We start from the raw sequence: 21824 nt of genomic DNA, 5'->3' as shown, positions 1-21824 counted from the left end.
TTGATCCGCCAAAGGCTATGTCTTTGGAAACCGACGAATGATCAATTAATCGAAGCGAAGGGGGCTTCGATCCCTTCCGGATTTGAACAGAACCTACGTTTTCTTCTGAATAATTCATAATAATGACTGAAAAAATCAGAGGAAAACTGATTGTATGCCTTGCCGGAAAAAAGTCGCTTCCCTCTGTCCTGAAACAGAAATCGGGTTCAAAGGGACTACATCCCTTTGTGGGGAGCGGGGCAAAACCTCCAGACAGCGAAGCCCTCTTCATTCTCCCCCCTCCTCGCGCGCCGTGCTCCATTCCGTCACACGGGCAAGCTGGGCATAATCCGCAAAACGCGGTGGTTTACCGGGATGAGGATGCGAAAGATAAGGCTGCGCCTTGCTGTCATACGCTTCTACGCGCTGACGGAGACTTTCCCATGCCTGCCGGGCAAGCTCGGTGATGCTGATCTCCTTGCTTTTCACCACCGTCTCGGACCCGGGTTCCGCACCGCCCGTCAGACGCCAGTAAATCAGGTCACCCACCTCAGAATTGCTGTTCTCATCAACAGAAAAATGCTTCGTCGCTTCAGGAAATGCACCCAGTGTCAGCATAGCGGCTTCGAGCGGCAACTGCGGACTCCATCCGGCAACCACCTCCTTCGTGGAAGGCACCGTGCCGGTCTTGTAGTCCAGCAGCGCCATTTTCCCATCGTCAAACAGATCGATACGATCAGCACGTCCTGTCAGCGTGAACGTTCCACCGGGTGCGTCTGTAATGGTGGCGCGGCCTTTGGCTTCCGTCAGAATGGCGCGTGGAGAAGCGCTTTCACGACGAGAAGCTTCGGCCTGCACGACCCAGTCGGCGATGCGGAGCAGACGCGGCCGCCACCATGAAGCCAGCGCCGGACGCAGACTGGCGGCATCCAGACTGTCGAGAAAAGCCTGACGCAGGGACGTCACGGCATCATGCGGCCACTCCGCACCATATTTCCGGAACCATGCGTCCAGCGCGCCATGCACCAGCATACCGTAATCGGACGCGTCGACGGACTGCTCCAGCGGATCGAGCGGACGCAGATTCAGCACATGTCTGGCATAGATGGCATATGGATCACGCATCCATGTCTCAATCTCGGTGACACTCAGGCGACGCGGACGCCTGTTGACAGGCGGCCGTGGTTCAGGGGCCGTAACCGGCTGTGCGGCCCCAACCGGACGATCGATCTGCGACAGCCATGACTGCGCCGGATGCTCCACCAGCTTCTGCCCCCGTCCGGCGAGAAACGCATCCAGCCGCACCAGCCAGCGGGCTGGCACAGCAGGCGCACCATCACGGCGGCCTGGTGTGGACAGCACAATCTCGGCAGCGGAGGATAGGCAGGATGCAAAATCATGCGCCGCCTGCCCGATGGCCTGCTCAGGCGAAGGCAGGCCGACACGAGCCCGCATGGGACGGCTAAGCCATGGACCGGGATCTGTGGCGGGAGGCCAGACACCCTCCACCAGACCACCCAGCACCATGAGATCGACGGTCTGAAGACGCGCCTCGGTCAGACCCCAGATAAACACGCGGGGATGCAGCGTGATGGTCGTCTCGCCTCGTCCTCTCAGCGCACGACGACTCTGGACACGCTCTTCGGTAAAGACGGCAGCCAGCAGTCCGTCGAGCACTGCCCACGGCTGGGGAGGCAGGACATCCGTAACCATCAGCAGATCGGAGAAACGGTGACCGAGGGCATTGCCGTCCTCACCTCGCCAGAGCTTTTCCGCACCCGGCGTGTCATCGGTAGAGGCAAGCGCCTCCGCAGCCCTGAGCAGCGCCGTAAGCTGTTCTGGCAGTTTCCGCTCCTCACGAGCGCTTTCCAGTGCGGGTGCAAGGCAGCGTTCAATGGCCGTCAGGAACAGGTCGAGCGGCTGCGGTTCATCTGGCCGGTCTGCCGACGCGCCATCAAGAGAGGCTCCCTCTCTTTTCTGCTTCTCTTCCAGATGTTGCCGTAGCCCTTCGATACCGGGCGCAGGAGCCGGACCCCGCAGAAGCCTCCGCTCCAGCAGACGGGCCGAGGCGCGGGCTGTGCCCGACGACATGCCGCACGCAACCAGCGGATGTTTCAGCAACGCCAGCAACGCAACAGGCGCAAGATTCTGATCCACGGCCTGCGCCAGCAGGCGCAGCAGCACTGCGGCGGGCGTGGTGATGAGCAGTTCGCCCGCACTGTCGTCCGCAAGGATGCCCCAGCGGGCCAGTTCAGCGGCCACCCTTCCCGCCAGTGCGCGGTCCGGCGTGACAAGGGCGACTCTCTTGTTTTTCTGTTCGATACCTGCCCGCAGGATCAGGGCAATGGCAGCAGCTTCCTCCTGCTGATCAGCGCTGGCGAGACGATGCAGACCGGCACATTCGCCACGCTCGGGATTCCCAGCCCAGTCGGACAGAGCGGCGGCGGGCAGCAGCGCCCGCGCGATGGTGTGGGTACGGGCTGCGAGGACAGAGCGGCTTTCCCCGTCGGCCAGGACGGAAGCCCATGTCTCCACATCGTCCCGTCGAGAATCGAGACTGGCCAGAAGCCGGGACAGACCTGCCTGCGGATGGCCATCCGGAAGTGCGGCGAATGTCTCGTCATCCATGTCCCGATCCAGACCGGGCATGACCAGCCTCCCGCGTGGATGCTGGAGCACTCCCCGCAACGCGTTGACGGTGGACGGCAGCGCATCGGTGAAACCGACAGCCCAGAGCCGCGATGTTCCATCGACCTGATGCGCCCAGTAATCCGCCTGTGCATCCAGCAGCGCGATCTGACGCGCGACAGGATTCATCAGTCCCTGTTCGCGCAGCCAGTCCGGCCAGATGCGGGTGATGATGCCGAGAAAGGTAAGGGTCTTCTGCCAGTGCGTGGCGAAACCCTCATCGACGGCATTCGGCAGCGTCTCGGCCAGATTGATGCCTGAGCGCTCCGCCTCATCCATCAGATCAGCGAGCGCCCGCGCCAGGGGCCATGCCTGATCCAGCATCGGTCGGGTGCCGAAAGCCGTTTCCGCCTGAAGCACCAGTCGCGTGAGAATGGCCAGCCGCCGCATGGGCGGAACCGCGGGAGGCAGAAGCAGGGCGTCGGGGCTGGCGAGCGCCGTTTCCGCTTCATCCAGCCCGCCTATGGGAATGATACGGGGCAGAAGAATCGCCCGCCCATCCGCCTGTCGCAGAAAGGCTTCCGTCAGAGCACGGGCGGCGCGACGACCCGGCAGAACCAGTGTACCATCGCCAATCCGCTCGGGGTCTTCCTCCACGCCTGCGGTCCAGCGGGCCGCAACCTCATCAAGAAAGCGCAGATGAGCGGGTATGGTGGCGAGACCGGGAGCGGAAAAAGCGTTCATCGGAGAAGGATGATCCGTCAAAAAGAGAGCCGCAAGAGAACCGTCCTCCCGTTCACAGCCGGTCAGCCCAGCCTGTCAGAACAGCTTCACGGGGCAGGTCTTCCACGTCGGGATCCTGTCCGGCGACGGGGCGCGGTTTCAGCGTGACATGCAGGGCATCGGCCGGAGTCAGATCTTCCAGACGTTCCGGCCATTCAACCAGCACGATCCCCGTGCGGGCATCATCCCAGCCCAGTTCTTCCAGCGCTTCCGGGCCCTGCAACCGCCAGAGATCGAAATGTGACACGCCTCCCTGTGGCGAATCATAGGGCTGAACCAGCGTGAAGGTGGGACTTGGGACGTCCAGCGTCGGGTCATTACACAGGGCCCGCAGGAAAGCTCTCGCAAAAACGCTTTTCCCCGCGCCGAGCGGACCCGAAAGCAGGATAGCGTCCCCCGAACGGGTCAAACCAGCCAACCTGCGGGCAAGAGCCTCGGTCTCGGACCGGGTGTTCAGCATCAGGTTACGGGAGGTCATGAATCAAATCCGGGCGATTACAGGAAAGGAAAGAAATCCATTATTTCCTGTGTCTCCGTATTCCTGTCACGATTTTTCTTTTGAACCGGGCAGACGGCAAGGTCGGTATGCACGAAACCCGTTCCCGCGGGGAAACGCCCACCCTGAGGAACCTGACAATAGTCCTGCGCCCCGCTCTGACGCCCTCAGTCTGGTTTCTTTTGAGTCGCCCGACGCATGGCCAGATCATCCAGCATGGCCTGCTCCTTTTTCTGCGCCAGTTCCCGTCGCTCTTTCGCCTGCATTTCTGCCAGTTTTTCCGCGGCCTCCAGCGCCGACCGGGCCATGTTGACCCGTGTGCGACAGGACTCCACTTCCATGGAGGCGTCCTGTTCGCTGAGCCGCGCCTTGTCGAGGGCCGCACGACCGATTGGCAGCCACCGCGAATAGGCTTCAACCACCTGATCGTCAGCCGAAAAATCCAGCGCCATATCCCTCTCGCGGACCATGTTCTGCTCGGCGGCCTTTACGGCGTCGGAGGCTGTCATGGCGCGCGCCAGTGCTTCCGAAAGCAGTTTCTTGGCTTCGTCGAGTTCCTGTTTTCTGATTTTCAGGAGGGAATCAAGCTGTGAGGACGGCATTGGATGGGTCTCGGTCTGTATGGAGTTACGTTAAACGATCAGGAAACGGCCATCGTGGCCGCGACCGAGTTTTCCTGTACGGGCACTTCAGCAAGAGCTTCTCTCAATGCTGCAAAACTCTGCTCCAGCGTGAAGTGTTCATGGCGGCCCTGTGAGAGAACAGCTTCAATAGCCGGGCGTAGTTTGATGGCCTCATCAACGGCGGCGTCGGCTCCGGGCCGATAGGCGCCAAGCCTGATCATGTCCGCCATCTCGGCATACGTGGACAGAATGGCGCGGGCGCGACGGGTCAGGGCATTTTCATCAGCCGAATTGCAGCCGGGCACAGTGCGGGACAGTGAACGCAGAATGTCGATAGCCGGATAACGGCCAGTCTCCGCAATCCGACGATCAAGCACCAGATGCCCATCCAGAATACCACGCACCGCATCGGCGACCGGCTCGTTCTGGTCATCGCCTTCCACGAGAACCGAAAAGAGAGCGGAAATCTGCCCGGCGGAGCCGTCAGGACGCACTATACCCGGACCGGCGCGCTCCAGTAACCGGGGCAGTTCCGCGAAAACGGAAGGAGGATACCCCCGTGTCGCAGGAGGCTCCCCTACGGAAAGGCCGATTTCACGGAGCGCCTGACAGAATCGTGTGACGCTATCCATCAACAGCAGCGCGGACTGACCTTCATCACGGAAATACTCGGCGACGGTGAGCGCCGCATAGGCCGCCTCCCGCCGCATGAGCGGAGGAGAATCCGATGTCGCGACAATGACGACGGAACGGGCGAGTCCCTCCGGTCCCAGATCGTCCTCGACAAACTCCCGGACCTCCCTGCCACGTTCGCCAACCAGAGAGATCACGGCCACGTCGCACGCCGTATTACGGGCGAGCATCGACATCAGAGTAGATTTTCCCACGCCGGACCCGGCAAAAAGCCCGAGTCTCTGCCCCTCCCGGCATGTGGTGAAAAGATTCATGGCCCGGACGCCAAGGTCGATTCTTGGTCCCAGACGGGCGCGCAGTGTCGCATCCGGAGGAGCGGTGCGGACCGGGCGGGCAACGGGCCCCGGTGGCAAAGGCCCCTTGCCGTCGAGCGGACGACCAAGGGGATCAATGATCCGCCCGATCCATCCGGCTGACACAGGCAGGCTTCCTCCGGGCTTCGGGGCCCGCGACCCGATGAAAACGGGGAACTGGACTTCGCTGCCGCTTGCCAGCCCATCAAGACTTCCAAACGCCATGGCGTGCGCGTGGGTATTGGAGAAACCTATGATTTCCGCAGGAATCGGCGCGCCGTTGCGCCGCATCAGGAATATCCGGTCACCGACCGACGCCAGACTTCCAAGGCCTGTCACCGTCACGGCGAGACCGGACAGAGATGTCACGCGTCCGGTCGCAATGGCTGCAGGAATGCTCGCACAGGTTGCGTTAACCTGCGTGAGAAAATCCGGTTTCATAAGATTTTCTCCGGTTGGGACCATTCAGGTCCGATGTTTCTGGAGGGAATAGATAAAAAAAAAGACAATTTACGTTTTTATGACGGTTAACAAGAATCTTTATACAATCTTTACGTGAAATTTCCGTAGACCAATACAACCCAAGGTGGTAACTAATGATCAACAACGAACCAAGGGTTACCATCATGCGCGTTCTGCTCGTTGAAGACGATCTTTCTTCCGTCGGTGAAATCACCCAGATCATGAAAGGGGCTGGCTTTACGGTTGATCACGTCCAGTCCGGCGAAGAAGCCGTCGAGATGCTCAGACACTATGATTATGACCTCGCGGTTCTGGAACTGATGCTCTCCGATATCGAAGGATATGAGGTCGTCCGCCGGGCCCGCGCAGCACGCGTCACAACCCCGATGGTGGTCCTCTCCGGCCTGACGCGCCCGCAGGCAAAGGTGAAAGCCTTCTCCATCGGCGCAGACGACTACATGACGAAACCCTTCGATCCGGACGAACTGGTCGCACGGATGCAGGCTATCCTGCGGCGCTCCAAGGGCTTCAGCGAACCGACCCTGCGTGTGGGACCGCTCAAACTCAGCCTCGACAGCCGCGAAGTCATGGTGAACGAGGCTCCTGTTCATCTGACGGGTAAGGAATATGCCATTCTGGAACTGCTCGTCCTGCGCAAGGGGATGGTTCTGACCAAGGATGCGTTTCTGAATCATCTTTACGGCGGCATGGATGAACCGGAGATGAAGATCATTGACGTTTTCATCTGCAAGCTGCGGAAAAAGCTTCAGGCAGCAGGCGCGGGCAACCTCATCACCACCGTCTGGGGTCGGGGCTACATGCTGCGCGAACAGTTCCAGCGTCTGGACACGAATGAAGTCGTAGCGCAGCACGCCGAACAGCAGGAAACCGTCGCAGCCTGAGCGTCACATCCATCAGAACGTCGCGCCTGACAGGGTGTTTTCTATTCCGTAAGGGCTGGGAAACACCCTGTCAGATTTTTCCCTTCAGGCAGTCCAGTTCGCGGCAATCGTAACGCCGTGATCCAGCGGACCGGCTCCATGTCCGTAGCCCGGGGCGTGGGTAATGGCGCTGATAAGATAGGCCCGCGCTTCCTTCACGGCATCTCTCAGGGAACGTCCCTGTGCAAGCCTCGTCGCAATCGCGCTGGCCAGTGTGCATCCCGTGCCATGCGTATGCCGGGTATCGATACGCTGGGACGTGAAAATCTCGACCGTCTCACCGTCCACCAGAATATCAGCGAGATGAGGGCCTTTCATGTGCCCCCCTTTTACCAGAACCGCAGGCGCACCCTTGGCGCGCAAGGCATGTCCCGCGTCGATCATGTCCTGCTCGGTCTCGATCCGCACCCCGAGAAGCGCCTCAGTTTCCGGAATATTCGGTGTCAGAAGCGAGCAGAGAGGCAGGAGCGCATCCATCAGGGCCGAGATGGCTTCCGGGACCAGAAGGGCGGCGCCACCCTTCGCAACCATGACGGGATCAAGCACAAACGGTATTTTCCGGTAGCGGCTGACTTCCTCCGCGACCACATGAATGCACTCGGCACGGCCGAGCATACCGGTCTTGAACGCATCCGCGCCGAGATCGTCCAGCACACACCGAATCTGGGTCCGAAGAAATTCGGGCGGCACGTCAAGAATATCGACCACACCCATCGTGTTCTGGGCAGTCAGGGCGGCAATCGCCGTCATCGCAAAACCATCAAGCGCTGTGATCGCCTTGATGTCCGCCTGAATACCGGCTCCTCCACCGGAGTCACTACCTGCTATGCTCAGAACCCGTCCGCGCATGGATCAGGCCGCCACATGGGCTGAATTGATTGCGTCACACATCGCGTCCACCGCCCGATGCACATCCGATTCGTGTTCGGCTTCCACCATCACACGCACCAGCGGTTCAGTCCCGCTCTCACGCAGGACAAGACGGCCTTTCTCTCCGAGCTGCGCCATCACCTCATCACGCGCCGCCTGCACTTCCGGCAGACGCAACGGACTTGGTCCGGAAAACCGGATGTTTTTCAGAAGCTGCGGATAAGGCGAGAAAACCCGACAGACCTCGCTGGCCGGACGCCCATCCTCGATCAGCACGGCCAGAACCTGAAGCGCGGCGAGCAGACCATCGCCTGTGGTCGCAAAGTCGGACAGAACCATATGCCCCGACTGTTCACCACCGACATTGGCTCCGTTTTCACGCATCCGCTCGACGACATAACGGTCACCAACCGCTGTACGTTCAAGCGTAAGCCCGCCATCAGCCAGAAAACGCTCAAGCCCCATATTGGACATGACCGTCGCCACCACCGAAGACGTAGCCAGTCGACCGGCCTTTGCCCACGAGCGGGCGATCAGACCCAGAATCTGGTCTCCGTCGATCAGATGCCCGGTCTCGTCAACCAGCAGCATACGATCCGCATCACCGTCCAGCGCAATGCCGAGATCAGCTCCGTGGCGAACGACCGCCTCGCAGAGCGCCTGCGGATGGGTTGAGCCACACCCTTCATTGATGTTCACGCCGTCAGGATCACAGCCCAGACGAATGACCTCGGCCCCCAACTCCCATATGGCGGTCGGCGCAACGCGGTACGCCGCCCCGTTCGCGCAATCGATCACGATCTTCAACCCGTCGAGACGGCATCCCTTGGGCAGGGACGCTTTGGCGTGCTCGATATAACGACCAGCCGCATCATTCAGACGTGAGGCGCGACCGATTTCGGCAGGCGACGCAAGCTGCGACGTCAGATCCGTCATCATCAGCCCTTCGACGATGCTTTCCTGCTGATCGGACAGCTTGAAACCATCCGGTCCGAACAGCTTGATGCCGTTATCGCTGAAAGGGTTATGAGAGGCGGAAATCATCACGCCAAGATCAGCACGGAGGGAGCGTGTCAGCATGGCGATGGCGGGCGTCGGCATCGGCCCGACAAGCGTGACATCCATCCCCGCCGACAGGAATCCCGCCACCAGCGCGCATTCGATCATGTAGCCCGACAGGCGCGTATCCTTGCCGACCACCACGCGGTGACGATGGCTACCTCGCCGAAAATGCAGACCAGCCGCCTGACCGAGCTTCTGAGCAATCTCCACAGTCATGGGAGAAGTGTTCGCCTTCCCCCGGATGCCGTCGGTCCCGAAAAACTGTCGTGTCTTGCTCATGCCGTGCCTGAAGTCGCCTGCGTAAGTCGCTGTGGAAACGGAACATCCGTTTATTGCATCTTCTTTACCCTTCCCCTTCGGCCGGGACCAGAGGGTGAAGGGATCACTTCAGGCTTCAGGAATTTTCGCAACCCGGATTGTGTTCGTCGATCCGCTGATCCCGAATGGCACGCCAGCGGTGATGACGATCATGTTTCCCGGACCGGCGACATGGCTTTCAAGCGCCGCTTCCAGCGCCAGCGACACCATCGCTTCCGTATCACGGACCGGTTTGTCGGAAGGCGTGACGAAAGACTGCACCCCCCAGACCAGAACCAGCCGCCGCGCGGTGGCAATGGTCGGCGTCAGGCCGAGGACGCGGGCGATGGGACGCTCACGGGCGATGCGCAGAGCCGTCGGGCCAGCATGGGTGTAGGCGACAATGGCCGGAACCCCCAGCGTCGTGGCGACCTGCTGGGCGGCATGGGCAATGGCGTCGGCAATGTAATGCTCGGGAGCGAGGCGGCTGGCCTGCATGATCATCCGCCAGCCTTCATCTGATTCCACCTGCTCCAGAATCCGGTTCATGATCGTCACGGCTTCACACGGATACTGGCCTGCCGCAGACTCGGCGGAGAGCATAACGGCGTCAGCACCATCAAAAACAGCGGTAGCGACGTCCGAGGCTTCGGCGCGGGTGGGGGTCGGGGCCGCAATCATGCTTTCAAGCATCTGCGTCGCCACAATGACCGGCTTGCCGAGCAGACGCGCCTCCCGGATGATCCGCTTCTGGGCCAGCGGCACGACCTCCGGCGGAAGTTCCACGCCGAGATCACCCCGCGCCACCATGACCGCGTCGGAGGCGTCGAGGATGGCCGCCAGATTGTCCAGCGCCTGCGGTTTTTCCAGCTTGGACACCAGCCAGGCGCGACCCTGCACCAGCTCCCGCGCTTCCAGCACGTCTTCCGGGCGCTGCACAAAGGACAGGGCGATGAAATCCGCTCCCATCTCCAGCGCGAAGGCGAGGTCGGCCCTGTCCTTTGCGGTCAGGGCGGGAATGGGCAGCACAAGGTCCGGGACATTCACCCCCTTGTGGTTGCTGAGCGGCCCACCCACCAGAACTTCCGTCTCGAGGAAATCGTCGCCGACTTTTCTGATGACAAGCTTCAGCTTACCGTCGTCCAGCAGAAGGATGGAACCCTCCTTCGCCACGGAAATGATTTCCGGATGCGGCAGGCCGACCCGTGAAGCGTCACCCGGCGTTTCGCTGAGATCCAGCCGAAAGGGCCGACCCGTTTCCAGCAGGACTTTCCCGTCCGCAAAGCGACCCACCCGCAACTTCGGACCCTGCATGTCCGCCAGAACGCCGAGAGGCCGTCCGACTTCCAGTTCGACCTCCCGCACGATCCGGTAACGGGCGGCATGATCGTCGTGCGTGCCATGGGAAAAATTGAACCGGAAAACATCCGCGCCAGCGAGCGCCAGCCCCCTGATCACCTCATGTGTTGAGGAAGCAGGTCCGAGTGTGGCCACGATTTTCGTGCGGCACTGAGCGACGACCATGGTTGCAGTCTCCTGTTGCGAGCCGGATGTCCCGAGACTGACTCAACGAAGGAGACCTGTCATCCGATCACCACGCATCGCTTCCTGCCGGACAAAAAAGGGTGATCACAGCTTCAGGATGGCGGATAGGCCTCGTCCGGTCCGATTCCCCACATCTGGGAACGGTGAATCCAGCCCTCATAACGCTGCACCGCAACCTTGCACCATGACGATCCAGATGCGCAGGCCTTGATGGTTCCAACGGTGCCCGGCGTCAGCACAGCCACGGCCGCAGATTCGTTGTCAGCCGAAGAATGAAGGATGACCGCGCCGGGCAGCTTCGCCACATCAGCGCTGGTGGAGACACGGCTGATGATCTTGGATTCAGTGTGCCTGTTGGCCGCCGGAGCCTCTGCCTTCTGTGTCCCGGCTTTCTGCGCCTCTGCTTTCTGCCCATCCGCACTGCCCCCGACAGCGGCGTCCGCTGCGGGTTTGGCTTCGGTTTCAGCGGCAGGAGGCGTCGTGCCCGGCAGAGACGGAATCGCAAAGTCACGCGAACCTATGAGCGTGGCCTGATGGACCCAGCCTTTTACGCCGTCAGAATCTTCCACCAGACGCCAGACATCGAACTCCCGCTCGATCTGCACCGGCAGACCGCGACGATGATAGACCCACTGAATGGGATAACGCTGGCCCGGACCGGCGCGCATGTTCACATCGTCCGCCCGCAGGGCCGCGAAACGAGGCAATGGCAGACCGGTATTGCTGCCTTTCGTCGGGTCCTGTCCATTGATGTTTGAACCGGCGGACGCATCATCCGGCGAAGGCGGCGCTGTCGGATTGGTCTCCGCAGGCAGAGCAGCCGGAGCGGGAACCGGACGGACTGCGCCAGCCGGCGCCGCACCATGAGGCACATGCTTTGCCGGATGGGCCTTATGCGTCGTCTTGCCCTTGTGCGGCGCTTCCTCTCTGGTCGCCGCAGCCGCCTCATGCTTCCTGTGATGCGCTGCCGTAGCCGTGCCGTGCGCTTTCACCTCCGCGGCATGGTGGCCCTTCTGCGCCTTGTCAGAATGGGCTTCCGTATGCGTCGCCTTTTTGGCTGCCTTGTGAGCCGTCGCGGCATGGCTCTTATGGTGATGCGCAGGCTGGTCCGCTGTGGCGGCGTACGCGACGGCAGTTGCCGACAGGGTTGCTGCCACAGTCACAAGTGTTGCGGCGACGCGCAGGGGGATGGATGTTTTCATGCCCGCATCCGTGCCAAGAGCTGAGCCGGTGGGCAAGTAGGTTCGTGGATTCCCGTCACAGAAATACCCTGATGCGATGTGAACCAATCACGATCAGGCAGAACGACCTGACCGCATGAAAAAAGACAGCCCCTGCCCAACCCGCAGGAGGAAGCGGACAGGCCCGATGAACAACGAGCTGGAGCAATTCCGCTGAGCCTGTGTTTCAGTGGAACTTCCCTAGAACGTGACCAGTTTATACCCGGCGGAAAGATCAAGAAAAGTAGGCATTCCAACCACTTCGACTTTCTCGATCAGATCGCCCGCTCCCTTTCCCGTACGCCGGAGTCCGGTCTCACACACGAGCAGCCTTGCGTCCATGGAGAGAAGCGCATCACGTAACGTGCCAAGGGTCGCGACACCCTGCATGGCAAGCTGACGCTCTTCCTTTTCCCACAACGCCTCCGTCTCCCGACAGAGCGTCAGGACAGCGGGTCCGGTTGCGAAGATGATCACGGACCGATTCATGGCCAGCGCCGAAGCCGCCAGCATGAACGCCACATGCAACCGGTTGAAATCGTTGTCACAAAGGAGAAACGCGAAATCTTTCTCGAATACGCGCCCGGACGTGTCTGTTATCGTGTCTGCTCTCGTCATGTCAGTCCTGCTTGCCGCAGACCGGGCAGTCCGGGTCTCGTGGAATGCTGATGGTCGTGAACCGCGTTGCCAGCGCATCCCAGAGCAGCAGCCTGCCCGCGAGGGACTCGCCCAGATTCAATAGCTCCTTCAACGCTTCCGTCGCCTGAAGTGTTCCAAGCACACCGGTCACCGCACCGAAAATACCAGCATCGCCGCAACTCGGCGTTCCTCCGTCCTCGCCAGCGCGTGGAAACAGACACTCGTAGCAGGGGCCGCCGAGATGGGGACGGAAGGTGGAAAGCTGCCCGTCAAATCTGAGCACGGCTGCCGACACAAGCGTTTTGCGCTGTTGCACACAGGCGGCGTTGACCAGATAGCGCGTCTCGAAATTATCGCATCCGTCGCACACAAGATCGTAGCGGGAGACAAGCTCCGCGACAGTGTCAGCCGTCAGCCGTGTTTCATGCGTCTCGATACAGATTTCGGGATTGAGCGCCCGGAGAGTCTGCCCGGCGGAGACCGCCTTGCTCATGCCGACCCGATCCGTGGTGTGCAGAATCTGCCTCTGGAGGTTGGAGAGTTCGACCCGGTCATGATCAACGATCCCGATCCGCCCGACACCCGCCGCCGCCAGATAACAGGCGACCGGCGACCCCAAACCTCCGGCGCCCACGATCAGAACGGAAGAATCACGCAGACGCACCTGCCCCGTACCGCCGATTTCCGGCAGCAGGATGTGACGCGAGTACCTCTGTATTTCGTTTTCCGTCAGGTCGAGGGGCATGAGTCTTTCCGGTCATTCAGGGAAATCGACAAAAAGAGTGAGATCACTTTTTCGTGATTGCGGTCATTGCCAACAAACCTTAACTGCATGACTGCATTGCGTATGATACAGTCCTTACCATGGATAGCAGGAGCGCCGCCATGCATGCCGCAGATACAACACCCCATTCCGATGCCTGGGCCTGCCCCGCGCGGAAGCGGGCGCGTGTCATCTGCCTTACCTCCCTCACCATGTCCCTGGCTCTCTACGCCCTTTCGCCTTTCATGACGCTCTGGACGATTGCGGGCGCCGTCTCAAACCACGACATGGTCACGCTGGGACACACGATCAACTGGTCGTCTCTTGACGCCTCCATCAAGGAACAGGTGCTGAATGGCCTCAATATAGGTCCGGCGACCGAGGTGTCTGACGAACTGCCAGAATTCGGAACGTCCTTCGCGACAAACATCGTGTCCAATGCTGTCGATACCCGCGTGACACAGGCCAATCTGGGGAACGTGATCGATCAGGCCATGGCGTCGAACCCTGCTCCGATCAACACCGGCACCGTTCTGGCCGCCGTCAGCCATGCTCTCGTGCGCTTCACGTCCGCCAACAGCTTTGAAGCGCAGGTTGTGCTTCCGGGACATGAGAACGAAACCCCGTTACGGGTTCAGCTCCGCATCGAACGCTGGCAGTGGAAACTGACCCGCGTGGATTTCCCGACAGCGATCCACCATCCGGTCATGGAAGCCTCGGTCATCCAGCACAAGGCCTGACAGAAGCGTCATACGACTGCCGAGGCGGAAACGTCGGCGGACATGCCTGAAAACCTCCGGCCCGTCAGAGATGGGTCGGAGGTTTTTCTGTTTCAGCCTGTCCGTCTCAAGCCGCTGGCGGCAGATCTTCTTCCAGCAGGATGATATTGATGGCGTAGGAGACTTCGCCCTCATCATCGTCACGGTGAATCGTGCCGATGACCTCGCCGTCCACCGCCAGTTCCACGGACAGGCCCGGACGCGGCGGCGCATTGACGCTCAGCCCTTTGGCTCCCAGCAGACGGCGCAGGGTCGTTTGCAGGCGTGAAATCTCGCTTGTCGAAATCGTGCTCATGAAGGCATCTCCCGGAAGATAGTGAGCGGCTTGTGCGGCTGAAGAGTTGCTGACCTCAATCAGCCGTCGCAGATTCAAACACAACCGCCTACTGCGGTAAGTGGGACGCTAATAGGCATAGCCGCTGCCGCCTGCAACTCCTGCGCATGCTGATTGTGTAATCGTCATGGCCTGTCTTCATCAGAACAGGGGTATCTATGGCATTCCGAAGCCAGTCTCTCTATCTCTCCCCGTTCCTTGCCGCGCCTTTGAAATAACGCTCCAGACCATGAGACATTTTTCCGCAACAGCCCGATCTACCCATTCCGGGAACAGCACGCATCCGCCGCATCGGATCGTTGCTCTATGGACACGGTCTCTGCTCACGCTCTCAGCGTTCATGCTGTTGTCGGGATGTGTGGATGATCACGGCAAGGGAGAGATGCACGCCGCTGTTTCAGACTGTTTTGCCCAATATCCTTTTGCAAAAGGCACAGCCTATCAACGCTTCGACTGCATCTATCAGGCGCACCTTCGTTATGGGCCAGAAGCCATGGGCACGCAGTCCAACCTTCTTCTGCAAATAGATCTTGCGTCCCTGAAGGTCGGGAAGGATGTGGATGCAGGGCTTTTGACGCAGGAAGAAGGCCGGACAACCCTGCGCTGGGTCACGGACAAGGCGTTTTCTCAGGCATCTCGACATACATGGGCCACGCCAAACGCACAAAGACACTGACAGCGCCTCTAAACAGAGAGGGGGAATGCTGCCTCGGCAACATTCCCCCTCCCCTCATGGCGTCAGCCAGATTTGTCAGATCTGCGGAGTTACTGGGTGCGCGGCACGATAGCGGGCGCGGCAGAGTTTTTCTCGGTATTCAGCACGGCATTGCCGGATTGCTTGGAATAGGTCGCAGAAGTGGATTGCTGTGGTGTTCTCGGCGGGTGGAAGGCTGAAACCGGCCCGAAGACGCCACCAGCGGAAGGCTGCATCGTGCCTTCCGGCTGACGGGCGCATCCACGGGTGATGATCGAGCAGACACCGTCCGTGCCGATCATTTCATCATCGTTACCCGTATAGTGAACATCGGACACACGGTCATTATCCAGACGGACCACAGCCGTACAACCGTTGCCCCCGCCGCCGCCCAGTGTGTTCACGAGTGTTGCGATGTCACCAACCGGAATAATGGTGGACCCCCCATAGCTCGGCGCCGCCTGCGTGCCAGTGTAGGTGAATATCTGCGTCGTATCATTAAGCTGCTTGGTGCTTGAGGGCAGACCGGCACAGGCCTGTAGATCGTAGGATGTCATCCCGATCATCGTGATCTGCGCCTTGTGGGCGGCACGCGAATCAAAATATCCGCAACCGCTTAAACTGACAGAGAGTGAGGCGACCGCAAACAAACCCCAGGTACGACACTTCATTTTATTTCACTATCCTCACACCGTGTCCAAAACGCTTCAAGCAAGACGCGCAGGGCCGTTACGTTACTGTGTTCTTCGCATACAAAGCAAGAAATCGGAAAAACGCTCTGATGAAGAGCCATGGGATGCATCCTTCATCACCTGCTCATGGAAAACGCTGCAATCGCCCGGATTTCAACAGTTCCATTTGGATCACCTCCAGTCTGACCCGCGTTCTAAAACTTCGCTGGAAGAATATTACCCTGCGATCCCGTCACGCCTCCGTCCATGCCCAATAGCTTACAAAAACCGGGAATGCGTATCTCCCCACCTGTCTTGCCTTTTTCTCTCCATCAGACACTACTGGCATTGACGTCCTTTACTATGTTTGTCTGAGACTCCGGGCAGTCACGCACTGCCTGCGGTCAAAGGAGAATTTGCTGATCATGTTGTTTCCGTCCCGTCATCAGGTGCTTGCCTGCTCTTCTCTCATCATTTCACTTTTCTCCCTGAGCGCCTGCATGAATCCAGGCCAGCCGCCCGCGCCTCCTTTACCTGCGCTGACAGAGGCAGCGCCCTTCTCTGTCGCGGACACAAATCTGGCCGCAAAGATCAATGACGTGGATCTGACCCACATCGCTCTGGCCAGCCTCGCCAAAACCAACGCTGCCCGGAACGATATCGCGCAACTCGGCGAAACAATCGCGAAAGACCTCACCGATAATCATGACAAGCTGACCGCACTGGCGACAACCGGCAAGGCAACACTGGTCGCGAAGCCTTCAGCACAAAATCAGAAGCTCATAAGTCAGATGCAGCATCTGCACGGCTCCGCATTTGACAGGGCCTATGCGCGCTATCTTGCAAGCAGCGCAAAGACCACGAGCGCTGCGATTGATGCAGGCAACAGCGCTTCCACCAACGCGGATCTGGCAAAACTCGCGGTCGATCTCAAGACAAAGCTTCTCGGCTACGAAGCGCAGGCCAAATAAGCACGACATCAGAAACATGTCATCCGCATCAATCCGGATGACATGTTCCAAAAACGGAAGACAACAGCAGTAACTCTGCGCGATCTTCCTATTTTATCGACGCAAAACGGACGGTCATTTCCCCGTCCGAAAAGCCCCTTCGGGCCTCATCGGAAAATCAACTGTCAGAAACAGCCTTTTTAAATTATCGACCCTCAGGCGGAGGGCTGTAATCCGTTACCCTAGCATCTGTCCGATCACACGGGCCGTATAGTCGATGACCGGAATGATCCTGCCGTAATTGATCCGCGTCGGTCCGATGACTCCGATGGCGCCCACAATCCGTCTGGCTTCATTCCGGGCTGGTGCCACAACCATCGACATGCCGGACGCGCCAAACAGTCCGCTCTCCGCGCCGATAAAAATCCGGACACCGTCAGAATTCTCGGCCAGTTCCAGAAGACGCAACATGGCGTCCTGCTTCTCCAGACGCTCAAACAGGCGCTGAATGCTCGAAAGACGCTCAATCTCCGTAATATCTGTCAACAGATTGCCCTGCCCACGGATGATCAGCGTGCCGCCCCGCCCCTCATTGCTCCAGGTCGCCAGACCGCTGGCCACAACCTCCGTGGCGAGTTGATCGAGCTGGGTCTGGTCCGCCTCCATCTCGTCATTCACCCGTGCCCTGAGTTCGACAAGCGTGCGACCCGTCAGACGGGCATTCAGGTAATTTGCAGCTTCCGTCAGGGTGGAAGGCGGCATCCCTGCCGGTGTTTCGATCACCCTGTTCTCGACCTGCCCGTCAGCGCCGACAAGCACGACGAGCGCACGGTTTCCCCCCAGAGCCACGAATTCGATATGCTTCACCGCCCCCTCACCTTTCGGCGCAAGGATGAGGCTGGCCGCCTGCGACAGCCCCGACAGCAGGGAGGACGCCTCCGTCAGCGTGTCTTCCAGAGACCGTCCACGCATTTCCAGCGTGCTGGAGATGGACACACGCTCATCCTCGCTGAGATTGCCGAACTGAAGCAGCCCATCGACAAACAGACGAAGCCCTTTTTCAGTGGGCAGACGTCCGGCGGAAGTATGCGGTGAGAACAGCAGACCGGCATCCGTCAGGTCGGCCATCACGCTCCGGATCGTCGCCGGAGAGAGGCCAAGGGGCAGACGATGGGACAGCGTGCGACTGCCGACCGGATCGCCCGTTTCCAGATAATGCTCCACCAGTTCCCGCAAGATGGTGGCGGAACGTGAATTCAGGCCGGACGCGGCGCCAGCAAGTTCGATGGAGCGGCCAAAGGTCAGGCTGGATTTTTCGTTGGAGCCAGAAATGGAAGACATACCTTTCTGATGGAGAATTCTCAGGGGATTCCGAAGTTCGACAACAAATGTCGCAAGAAGAAGAACGCTGCAACATCATACTCAAAAAATTGTCGTTTCGAGCATGACCTGTTCTGGAGTCATGAAGCGGAGAAAGGACTGTTTGCAAAAAAGGCAAACAGCTTCAATAAAGCCTTTCCTGCAGGCTGGCCGACAGGTCGCGCCCATCAACGCAGAGGAGATCACATGAGCGCACATTTACCACTGAAACAGGGCAGCCGCCTGATCCTTGCCAGCCACAACAAGGGCAAACTCGCAGAATTTGCGGCTCTCCTGGCGCCTTACGGGGTGGAAGTCATATCTGCGGGCGAGATGAATCTGCCGGAACCCGAGGAGACGGCTCTGACTTTCGAAGGCAACGCCCGGATCAAGGCGGAAGCTGCGGCGAAGGCGACGGGCCTCCCTGCGCTCGCGGATGATTCCGGCCTGTGCGTATCGGCGCTGGGTGGCGCGCCGGGGATCTACTCTGCCCGCTGGGCCGGTCCTGACAAGGATTTCGCGGGCGCGATGCAAAGAATTGAGGAAGGCATTGATGGTGATGAACGGGAAGCATGGTTCATCTCCGTCCTGTGCCTCGCTTTTCCTGATGGCACGACCGAATGTTTTGAGGGACGTATCGACGGCATCATTGCACCGGAACCACGCGGCGCTGCCGGACATGGCTATGACCCGATTTTCGTGCCGAAAGGCGAAACACGGACATTCGCCGAGATGAGCGATACCGAGAAAAACGCCATCAGCCATCGGGCCCGTGCTTTTGAAGTATTCCGGGAAATGTGTCTGGGATAAAAGAAAGCGAAGTCTGTGGCGTAGCGCTCCGCCGTTCATGCAAAGAGGCCTCACTCCCTTGCGGGGTTCAGGGCAAAGTTCTGAAAAACCAGAATATCTGTAAATCAAGAAACCTGCGAAATAAGAACGCACCTCTATGGCGACATCGTTCCTTTCGAGTGGAACGATGCGCCGACGCTCACTGCGTCACAGTTTCTTTCTGCCGACGCGCCTCAATATCTTCTTTCATGTGAGCCTGCACTTTTTCGAAAGCACGCACTTCGATCTGACGCACGCGCTCCCGTGAAATGCCGTAATGCTGGGCCAGATCTTCGAGCGTGACAGGCTCGTCTTTCAGACGACGTTCTTCAAAAATGTGACGCTCACGTTCATTGAGCGATGCCATCGCGCTGGAGAGCAGCGCCTTGCGATCCGAAAGCTCCTCGTGCTCCCCGAGCATATCTTCCTGATTATCGCCATCATCGACGAGCCAGTCCTGCCACTCGCCGTCCCCTTCACTGCGGAGAGGAGCGTTCAGACTGTGGTCGCCCGCAGCCAGACGGCGGTTCATCGCCACGACATCCTGTTCAGGCACACCAAGCGTCCGGGCGATATGATCAACCTGCTCCGGAGCCAGATCACCGTCATCAATAGCCTTCATCTCGCCCTTGAGACGACGCAGATTGAAGAACAGCTTCTTCTGGGCAGAGGTGGTTCCCATCTTCACCAGAGACCAACTGTGAAGGATGTATTCCTGAATCGCCGCACGAATCCACCACATGGCGTAGGTGGCCAGACGGAAGCCCCGCTCCGGGTCAAACCGGCGCACGGCCTGCATCATGCCGACATTGCCTTCGCTGATCAGTTCGTTCAGCGGCAGACCATAACCACGATAGCCAAAGGCGATCTTGGCGACGAGCCGGAGGTGGGATGTGACCAGCTTATGAGCGGCCTTTACATCACCTTTGTCGCGCCAACGGCGGGAGAGAGAGGATTCTTCTTCCGGTGACAGAAGAGGATATTTGCGGATTTCCTGAAGATAGCGGGAAAGGCTGGCGTCAGGTCCAAGGGTCAGGGAGGGTGATGCCATTGGAGAAATCTCCTTCATCCCGGTCACTGGCCTGTCTTAATCCGACTTCTGGAGGTTTTGAACGTCGGAGTGATCAGCCTGTGATATCGGGCGACGCTGGGAGTGGATTTGATATGTCCCCGGCAAACTCCCCCACTCGGGCAGAAGATGCCGGGACATCCATTCCGGCGGCCGTCTCGGCGCGTCGAAAAGATAGGTTTCGTTTAAAGTAAATCTTCGAAAAAGTCAAGATTAACAAAAAATTATGTTAGTTAGTCACTCGCCAGTATTCTTTCAAGAGTCATGAAGTCTTCTGGCGGCGACGTCTCAAAAAGAAGCTTTTCTCCGGTTCCGGGATGCGTGAATCCCAGCAGCGCCGCATGGAGCGCCTGACGGGGAAAATCCAGAGCCACGTCGCGTGCATCGACAGGGCATGTTTTCGCAATCGCGGGTATCCGGCGCAGGTAGAGCGGATCGCCCATCAACGGATGACCATTCGCGGAGAAATGCACCCGGATCTGGTGGGTGCGCCCCGTAGCGAGACGGCACTCCACCAGCGCGGCATAGGTGCCAAACGCCTTCAGCACGGTGTAACGGGTCAGAGCCGTCTTTCCGCCGCTTCCCACTAACGCCATACGTTTGCGGTCGCGTTTGTCACGACCGATATTGCCCTCATATTCTCCCTTGGTGGGAGAGGGCACGCCCCAGCATAGGGCGAGATAGGCGCGGTCGATCCGTCTGGCGGCAAAATCCTCCGACAGCGCACGATGCGCCCGTTCGGTCTTGGCTGCGACCATCAGACCCGACGTATCCTTGTCCAGTCTGTGCACAATTCCCGGTCGCCGCTCCCCGCCAATGCCGACGAGGCTCTCGCCGCAATGCGCGACAAGGGCGTTTACAAGAGTGCCGGTTTCATTGCCGGGTGCGGGATGGACCACGAGCCCAGCGGGTTTATCGAGAACAATCAGATCGTCATCTTCGAAAAGGATGGGGAAGCTGATGGCCTCCCCCACTGGGATGGTGGGCGTCGGCGCCGGAATGTCCAGAATGAGTTCCACACCTGCACGGGCTGGCTCGGCCGGTTCACGCAGGCAGAGACCGTTACGGAGCAGACGCCCCTCATCAATCAGGCTTTTGATGCGGGAGCGGGACAGGTCCGGAAAGCACGCCGTCAGCACGCGATCCGTGCGTTGACCGGCAAACTCCTCGGTGATGATCAGGGTGCGTGGTCCGTGGGTTGAATCTGTCATGGGTGTCATTTACAGGCCGATGGCACCAACTGTGAAGGAATGACGTCATGGAGCAGGGCACTTTCGCACGACGAGGACTGTTCGCCGCCGTCATCGGCATGGGAATCCTGATTATTCTGGGGGTGATCGCGCTGGTGGCGGTTATTATTCACCGGATGTCGCACCCTCGTTTGCCCGTTGCAGCCCCGGCTGGCATTTCTTTGTCGGCTACAGCGGCGACCATCCCGTCCCAGACTTTTCTTCTGCATGAACCGGCAGGCACCCGGATTGAGCAGATTGTCTGGTCCAATGGACCAATCATGGCGATACGTCTCAGCGGTGGCGGGCCGGATCGGATCGTTCTGTGGGATACCGGCGCAGGACGTTCTGTTGGCGAGATCAACCTTGCGCAGTGACTGGTCACAGCCCTGATTATTTTTCAGCAGAACGCTTGTATTAGCACGCTTCTTGCCGTAAGAAGCCGCCACGGCCAATGTCCCATTCGTCTAGAGGCCTAGGACGCCGCCCTCTCACGGCGGCAACAGGGGTTCGAATCCCCTATGGGACGCCAATCTTTTCAATGACTTAGCGGTCATAAAGCGAAACGATTGATCGTTTTTGGGCCCATGAAAAGGCTATGCTGGGCCCAGGCGAGG

At 59.4% G+C, this 21824-nt stretch carries 21 protein-coding genes and 1 tRNA gene; 7 read left to right on the top strand and 15 right to left on the bottom strand.

Features of this window, described 5'->3' with window-relative positions; genetic code table 11:
* Window positions 1-267: 267 nt before the first annotated feature.
* The 4 genes from addB to fliI all read right to left on the bottom strand — a co-directional run bounded on the left by addB (window position 268) and on the right by fliI (window position 5936).
* On the bottom strand, window positions 268-3351 hold the full coding sequence (addB, locus tag LKE90_RS13165) for a double-strand break repair protein AddB (protein WP_291491998.1): 3084 nt from the start codon (window positions 3349-3351) through the stop codon (window positions 268-270).
* A 52-nt stretch (window positions 3352-3403) separates the two neighbouring features.
* On the bottom strand, window positions 3404-3868 hold the full coding sequence (gene tsaE / locus LKE90_RS13160; RefSeq protein WP_291491999.1) for a tRNA (adenosine(37)-N6)-threonylcarbamoyltransferase complex ATPase subunit type 1 TsaE: 465 nt from the start codon (window positions 3866-3868) through the stop codon (window positions 3404-3406).
* A 185-nt stretch (window positions 3869-4053) separates the two neighbouring features.
* Window positions 4054-4488 (bottom strand): flagellar FliJ family protein, encoded by a 435-nt coding sequence (locus LKE90_RS13155; RefSeq protein ID WP_291492000.1) that lies wholly within the window; start codon window positions 4486-4488, stop codon window positions 4054-4056.
* Window positions 4489-4526: 38 nt separating this feature from the next.
* Window positions 4527-5936: a flagellar protein export ATPase FliI gene (gene fliI, locus LKE90_RS13150; RefSeq protein ID WP_291492002.1), complete on the bottom strand. Its 1410-nt coding sequence runs from the start codon at window positions 5934-5936 to the stop codon at window positions 4527-4529.
* Window positions 5937-6121: 185 nt separating this feature from the next.
* On the opposite strand from fliI, the gene LKE90_RS13145 reads away from it, so the two are divergent.
* Window positions 6122-6859 (top strand): response regulator transcription factor, encoded by a 738-nt coding sequence (locus LKE90_RS13145; protein WP_291492058.1) that lies wholly within the window; start codon window positions 6122-6124, stop codon window positions 6857-6859.
* Between the two features lie 84 nt (window positions 6860-6943).
* Here LKE90_RS13145 and thiD read toward each other — a convergent pair whose 3' ends face one another.
* The 6 genes from thiD to LKE90_RS13115 all read right to left on the bottom strand — a co-directional run bounded on the left by thiD (window position 6944) and on the right by LKE90_RS13115 (window position 13276).
* A complete protein-coding gene (gene thiD / locus LKE90_RS13140; protein WP_291492003.1) occupies window positions 6944-7747 on the bottom strand; it encodes a bifunctional hydroxymethylpyrimidine kinase/phosphomethylpyrimidine kinase in 804 nt (267 codons plus the stop codon).
* A 3-nt stretch (window positions 7748-7750) separates the two neighbouring features.
* Window positions 7751-9109, bottom strand: a complete 1359-nt coding sequence (glmM, locus tag LKE90_RS13135) for a phosphoglucosamine mutase (protein ID WP_291492004.1) — start codon at window positions 9107-9109, stop codon at window positions 7751-7753.
* A 108-nt stretch (window positions 9110-9217) separates the two neighbouring features.
* Complete coding sequence (gene pyk, locus LKE90_RS13130) at window positions 9218-10651, bottom strand: pyruvate kinase (protein ID WP_291492005.1); 1434 nt, start codon at window positions 10649-10651, stop codon at window positions 9218-9220.
* A 113-nt stretch (window positions 10652-10764) separates the two neighbouring features.
* Window positions 10765-11874: an SH3 domain-containing protein gene (locus tag LKE90_RS13125; protein WP_291492006.1), complete on the bottom strand. Its 1110-nt coding sequence runs from the start codon at window positions 11872-11874 to the stop codon at window positions 10765-10767.
* A 219-nt stretch (window positions 11875-12093) separates the two neighbouring features.
* Window positions 12094-12510: a DsrE family protein gene (locus LKE90_RS13120; protein ID WP_291492007.1), complete on the bottom strand. Its 417-nt coding sequence runs from the start codon at window positions 12508-12510 to the stop codon at window positions 12094-12096.
* A 1-nt stretch (window position 12511) separates the two neighbouring features.
* Window positions 12512-13276 (bottom strand): HesA/MoeB/ThiF family protein, encoded by a 765-nt coding sequence (locus LKE90_RS13115; RefSeq protein WP_291492008.1) that lies wholly within the window; start codon window positions 13274-13276, stop codon window positions 12512-12514.
* A 140-nt stretch (window positions 13277-13416) separates the two neighbouring features.
* Between LKE90_RS13115 and LKE90_RS13110 the strand changes: the two genes are divergently transcribed.
* Entirely contained in the window at window positions 13417-14034 is a 618-nt protein-coding gene (locus LKE90_RS13110; RefSeq protein ID WP_291492009.1) for a DUF2939 domain-containing protein, read from the top strand.
* 106 nt (window positions 14035-14140) lie between these two features.
* On the opposite strand, the gene LKE90_RS13105 is transcribed toward LKE90_RS13110, so the two are convergent.
* Complete coding sequence (locus LKE90_RS13105; protein ID WP_291492011.1) at window positions 14141-14368, bottom strand: DUF3126 family protein; 228 nt, start codon at window positions 14366-14368, stop codon at window positions 14141-14143.
* Window positions 14369-14636: 268 nt separating this feature from the next.
* Between LKE90_RS13105 and LKE90_RS13100 the strand changes: the two genes are divergently transcribed.
* Complete coding sequence (locus LKE90_RS13100; RefSeq protein ID WP_291492012.1) at window positions 14637-15083, top strand: hypothetical protein; 447 nt, start codon at window positions 14637-14639, stop codon at window positions 15081-15083.
* 89 nt (window positions 15084-15172) lie between these two features.
* Here LKE90_RS13100 and LKE90_RS13095 read toward each other — a convergent pair whose 3' ends face one another.
* Window positions 15173-15667 (bottom strand): hypothetical protein, encoded by a 495-nt coding sequence (locus tag LKE90_RS13095; protein WP_291492059.1) that lies wholly within the window; start codon window positions 15665-15667, stop codon window positions 15173-15175.
* 530 nt (window positions 15668-16197) lie between these two features.
* Between LKE90_RS13095 and LKE90_RS13090 the strand changes: the two genes are divergently transcribed.
* The gene (locus LKE90_RS13090; protein ID WP_291492013.1) at window positions 16198-16743 is read left to right on the top strand and encodes a DUF4142 domain-containing protein; all 546 of its coding nucleotides are present in this window, start codon (window positions 16198-16200) and stop codon (window positions 16741-16743) included.
* A 216-nt stretch (window positions 16744-16959) separates the two neighbouring features.
* Here LKE90_RS13090 and hrcA read toward each other — a convergent pair whose 3' ends face one another.
* Window positions 16960-18087: a heat-inducible transcriptional repressor HrcA gene (gene hrcA / locus LKE90_RS13085; protein ID WP_291492060.1), complete on the bottom strand. Its 1128-nt coding sequence runs from the start codon at window positions 18085-18087 to the stop codon at window positions 16960-16962.
* 201 nt (window positions 18088-18288) lie between these two features.
* Here hrcA and rdgB point away from each other — a divergent pair, with 201 nt between their 5' ends.
* On the top strand, window positions 18289-18891 hold the full coding sequence (gene rdgB / locus LKE90_RS13080; protein WP_291492014.1) for an RdgB/HAM1 family non-canonical purine NTP pyrophosphatase: 603 nt from the start codon (window positions 18289-18291) through the stop codon (window positions 18889-18891).
* A 178-nt stretch (window positions 18892-19069) separates the two neighbouring features.
* On the opposite strand, the gene rpoH is transcribed toward rdgB, so the two are convergent.
* Complete coding sequence (gene rpoH / locus LKE90_RS13075; protein ID WP_291492015.1) at window positions 19070-19960, bottom strand: RNA polymerase sigma factor RpoH; 891 nt, start codon at window positions 19958-19960, stop codon at window positions 19070-19072.
* A gap of 251 nt (window positions 19961-20211) precedes the next feature.
* Window positions 20212-21189, bottom strand: a complete 978-nt coding sequence (locus LKE90_RS13070) for an RluA family pseudouridine synthase (protein ID WP_291492016.1) — start codon at window positions 21187-21189, stop codon at window positions 20212-20214.
* 47 nt (window positions 21190-21236) lie between these two features.
* Between LKE90_RS13070 and LKE90_RS13065 the strand changes: the two genes are divergently transcribed.
* Both LKE90_RS13065 and LKE90_RS13060 read left to right on the top strand, forming a co-directional pair.
* On the top strand, window positions 21237-21584 hold the full coding sequence (locus tag LKE90_RS13065) for a hypothetical protein (RefSeq protein WP_291492017.1): 348 nt from the start codon (window positions 21237-21239) through the stop codon (window positions 21582-21584).
* Window positions 21585-21663: 79 nt separating this feature from the next.
* Window positions 21664-21739 (top strand) — tRNA-Glu (locus LKE90_RS13060).
* The last annotated feature ends 85 nt before the right edge of the window (window positions 21740-21824 follow it).

Source organism: Acetobacter sp., from assembly GCF_022483985.1.
Classification (GTDB): Bacteria; Pseudomonadota; Alphaproteobacteria; order Acetobacterales; family Acetobacteraceae; genus Acetobacter.
The sequence above is the reverse complement of the archived record's forward strand: the minus strand, read 5'-3'. Positions and strand labels throughout refer to the sequence as shown.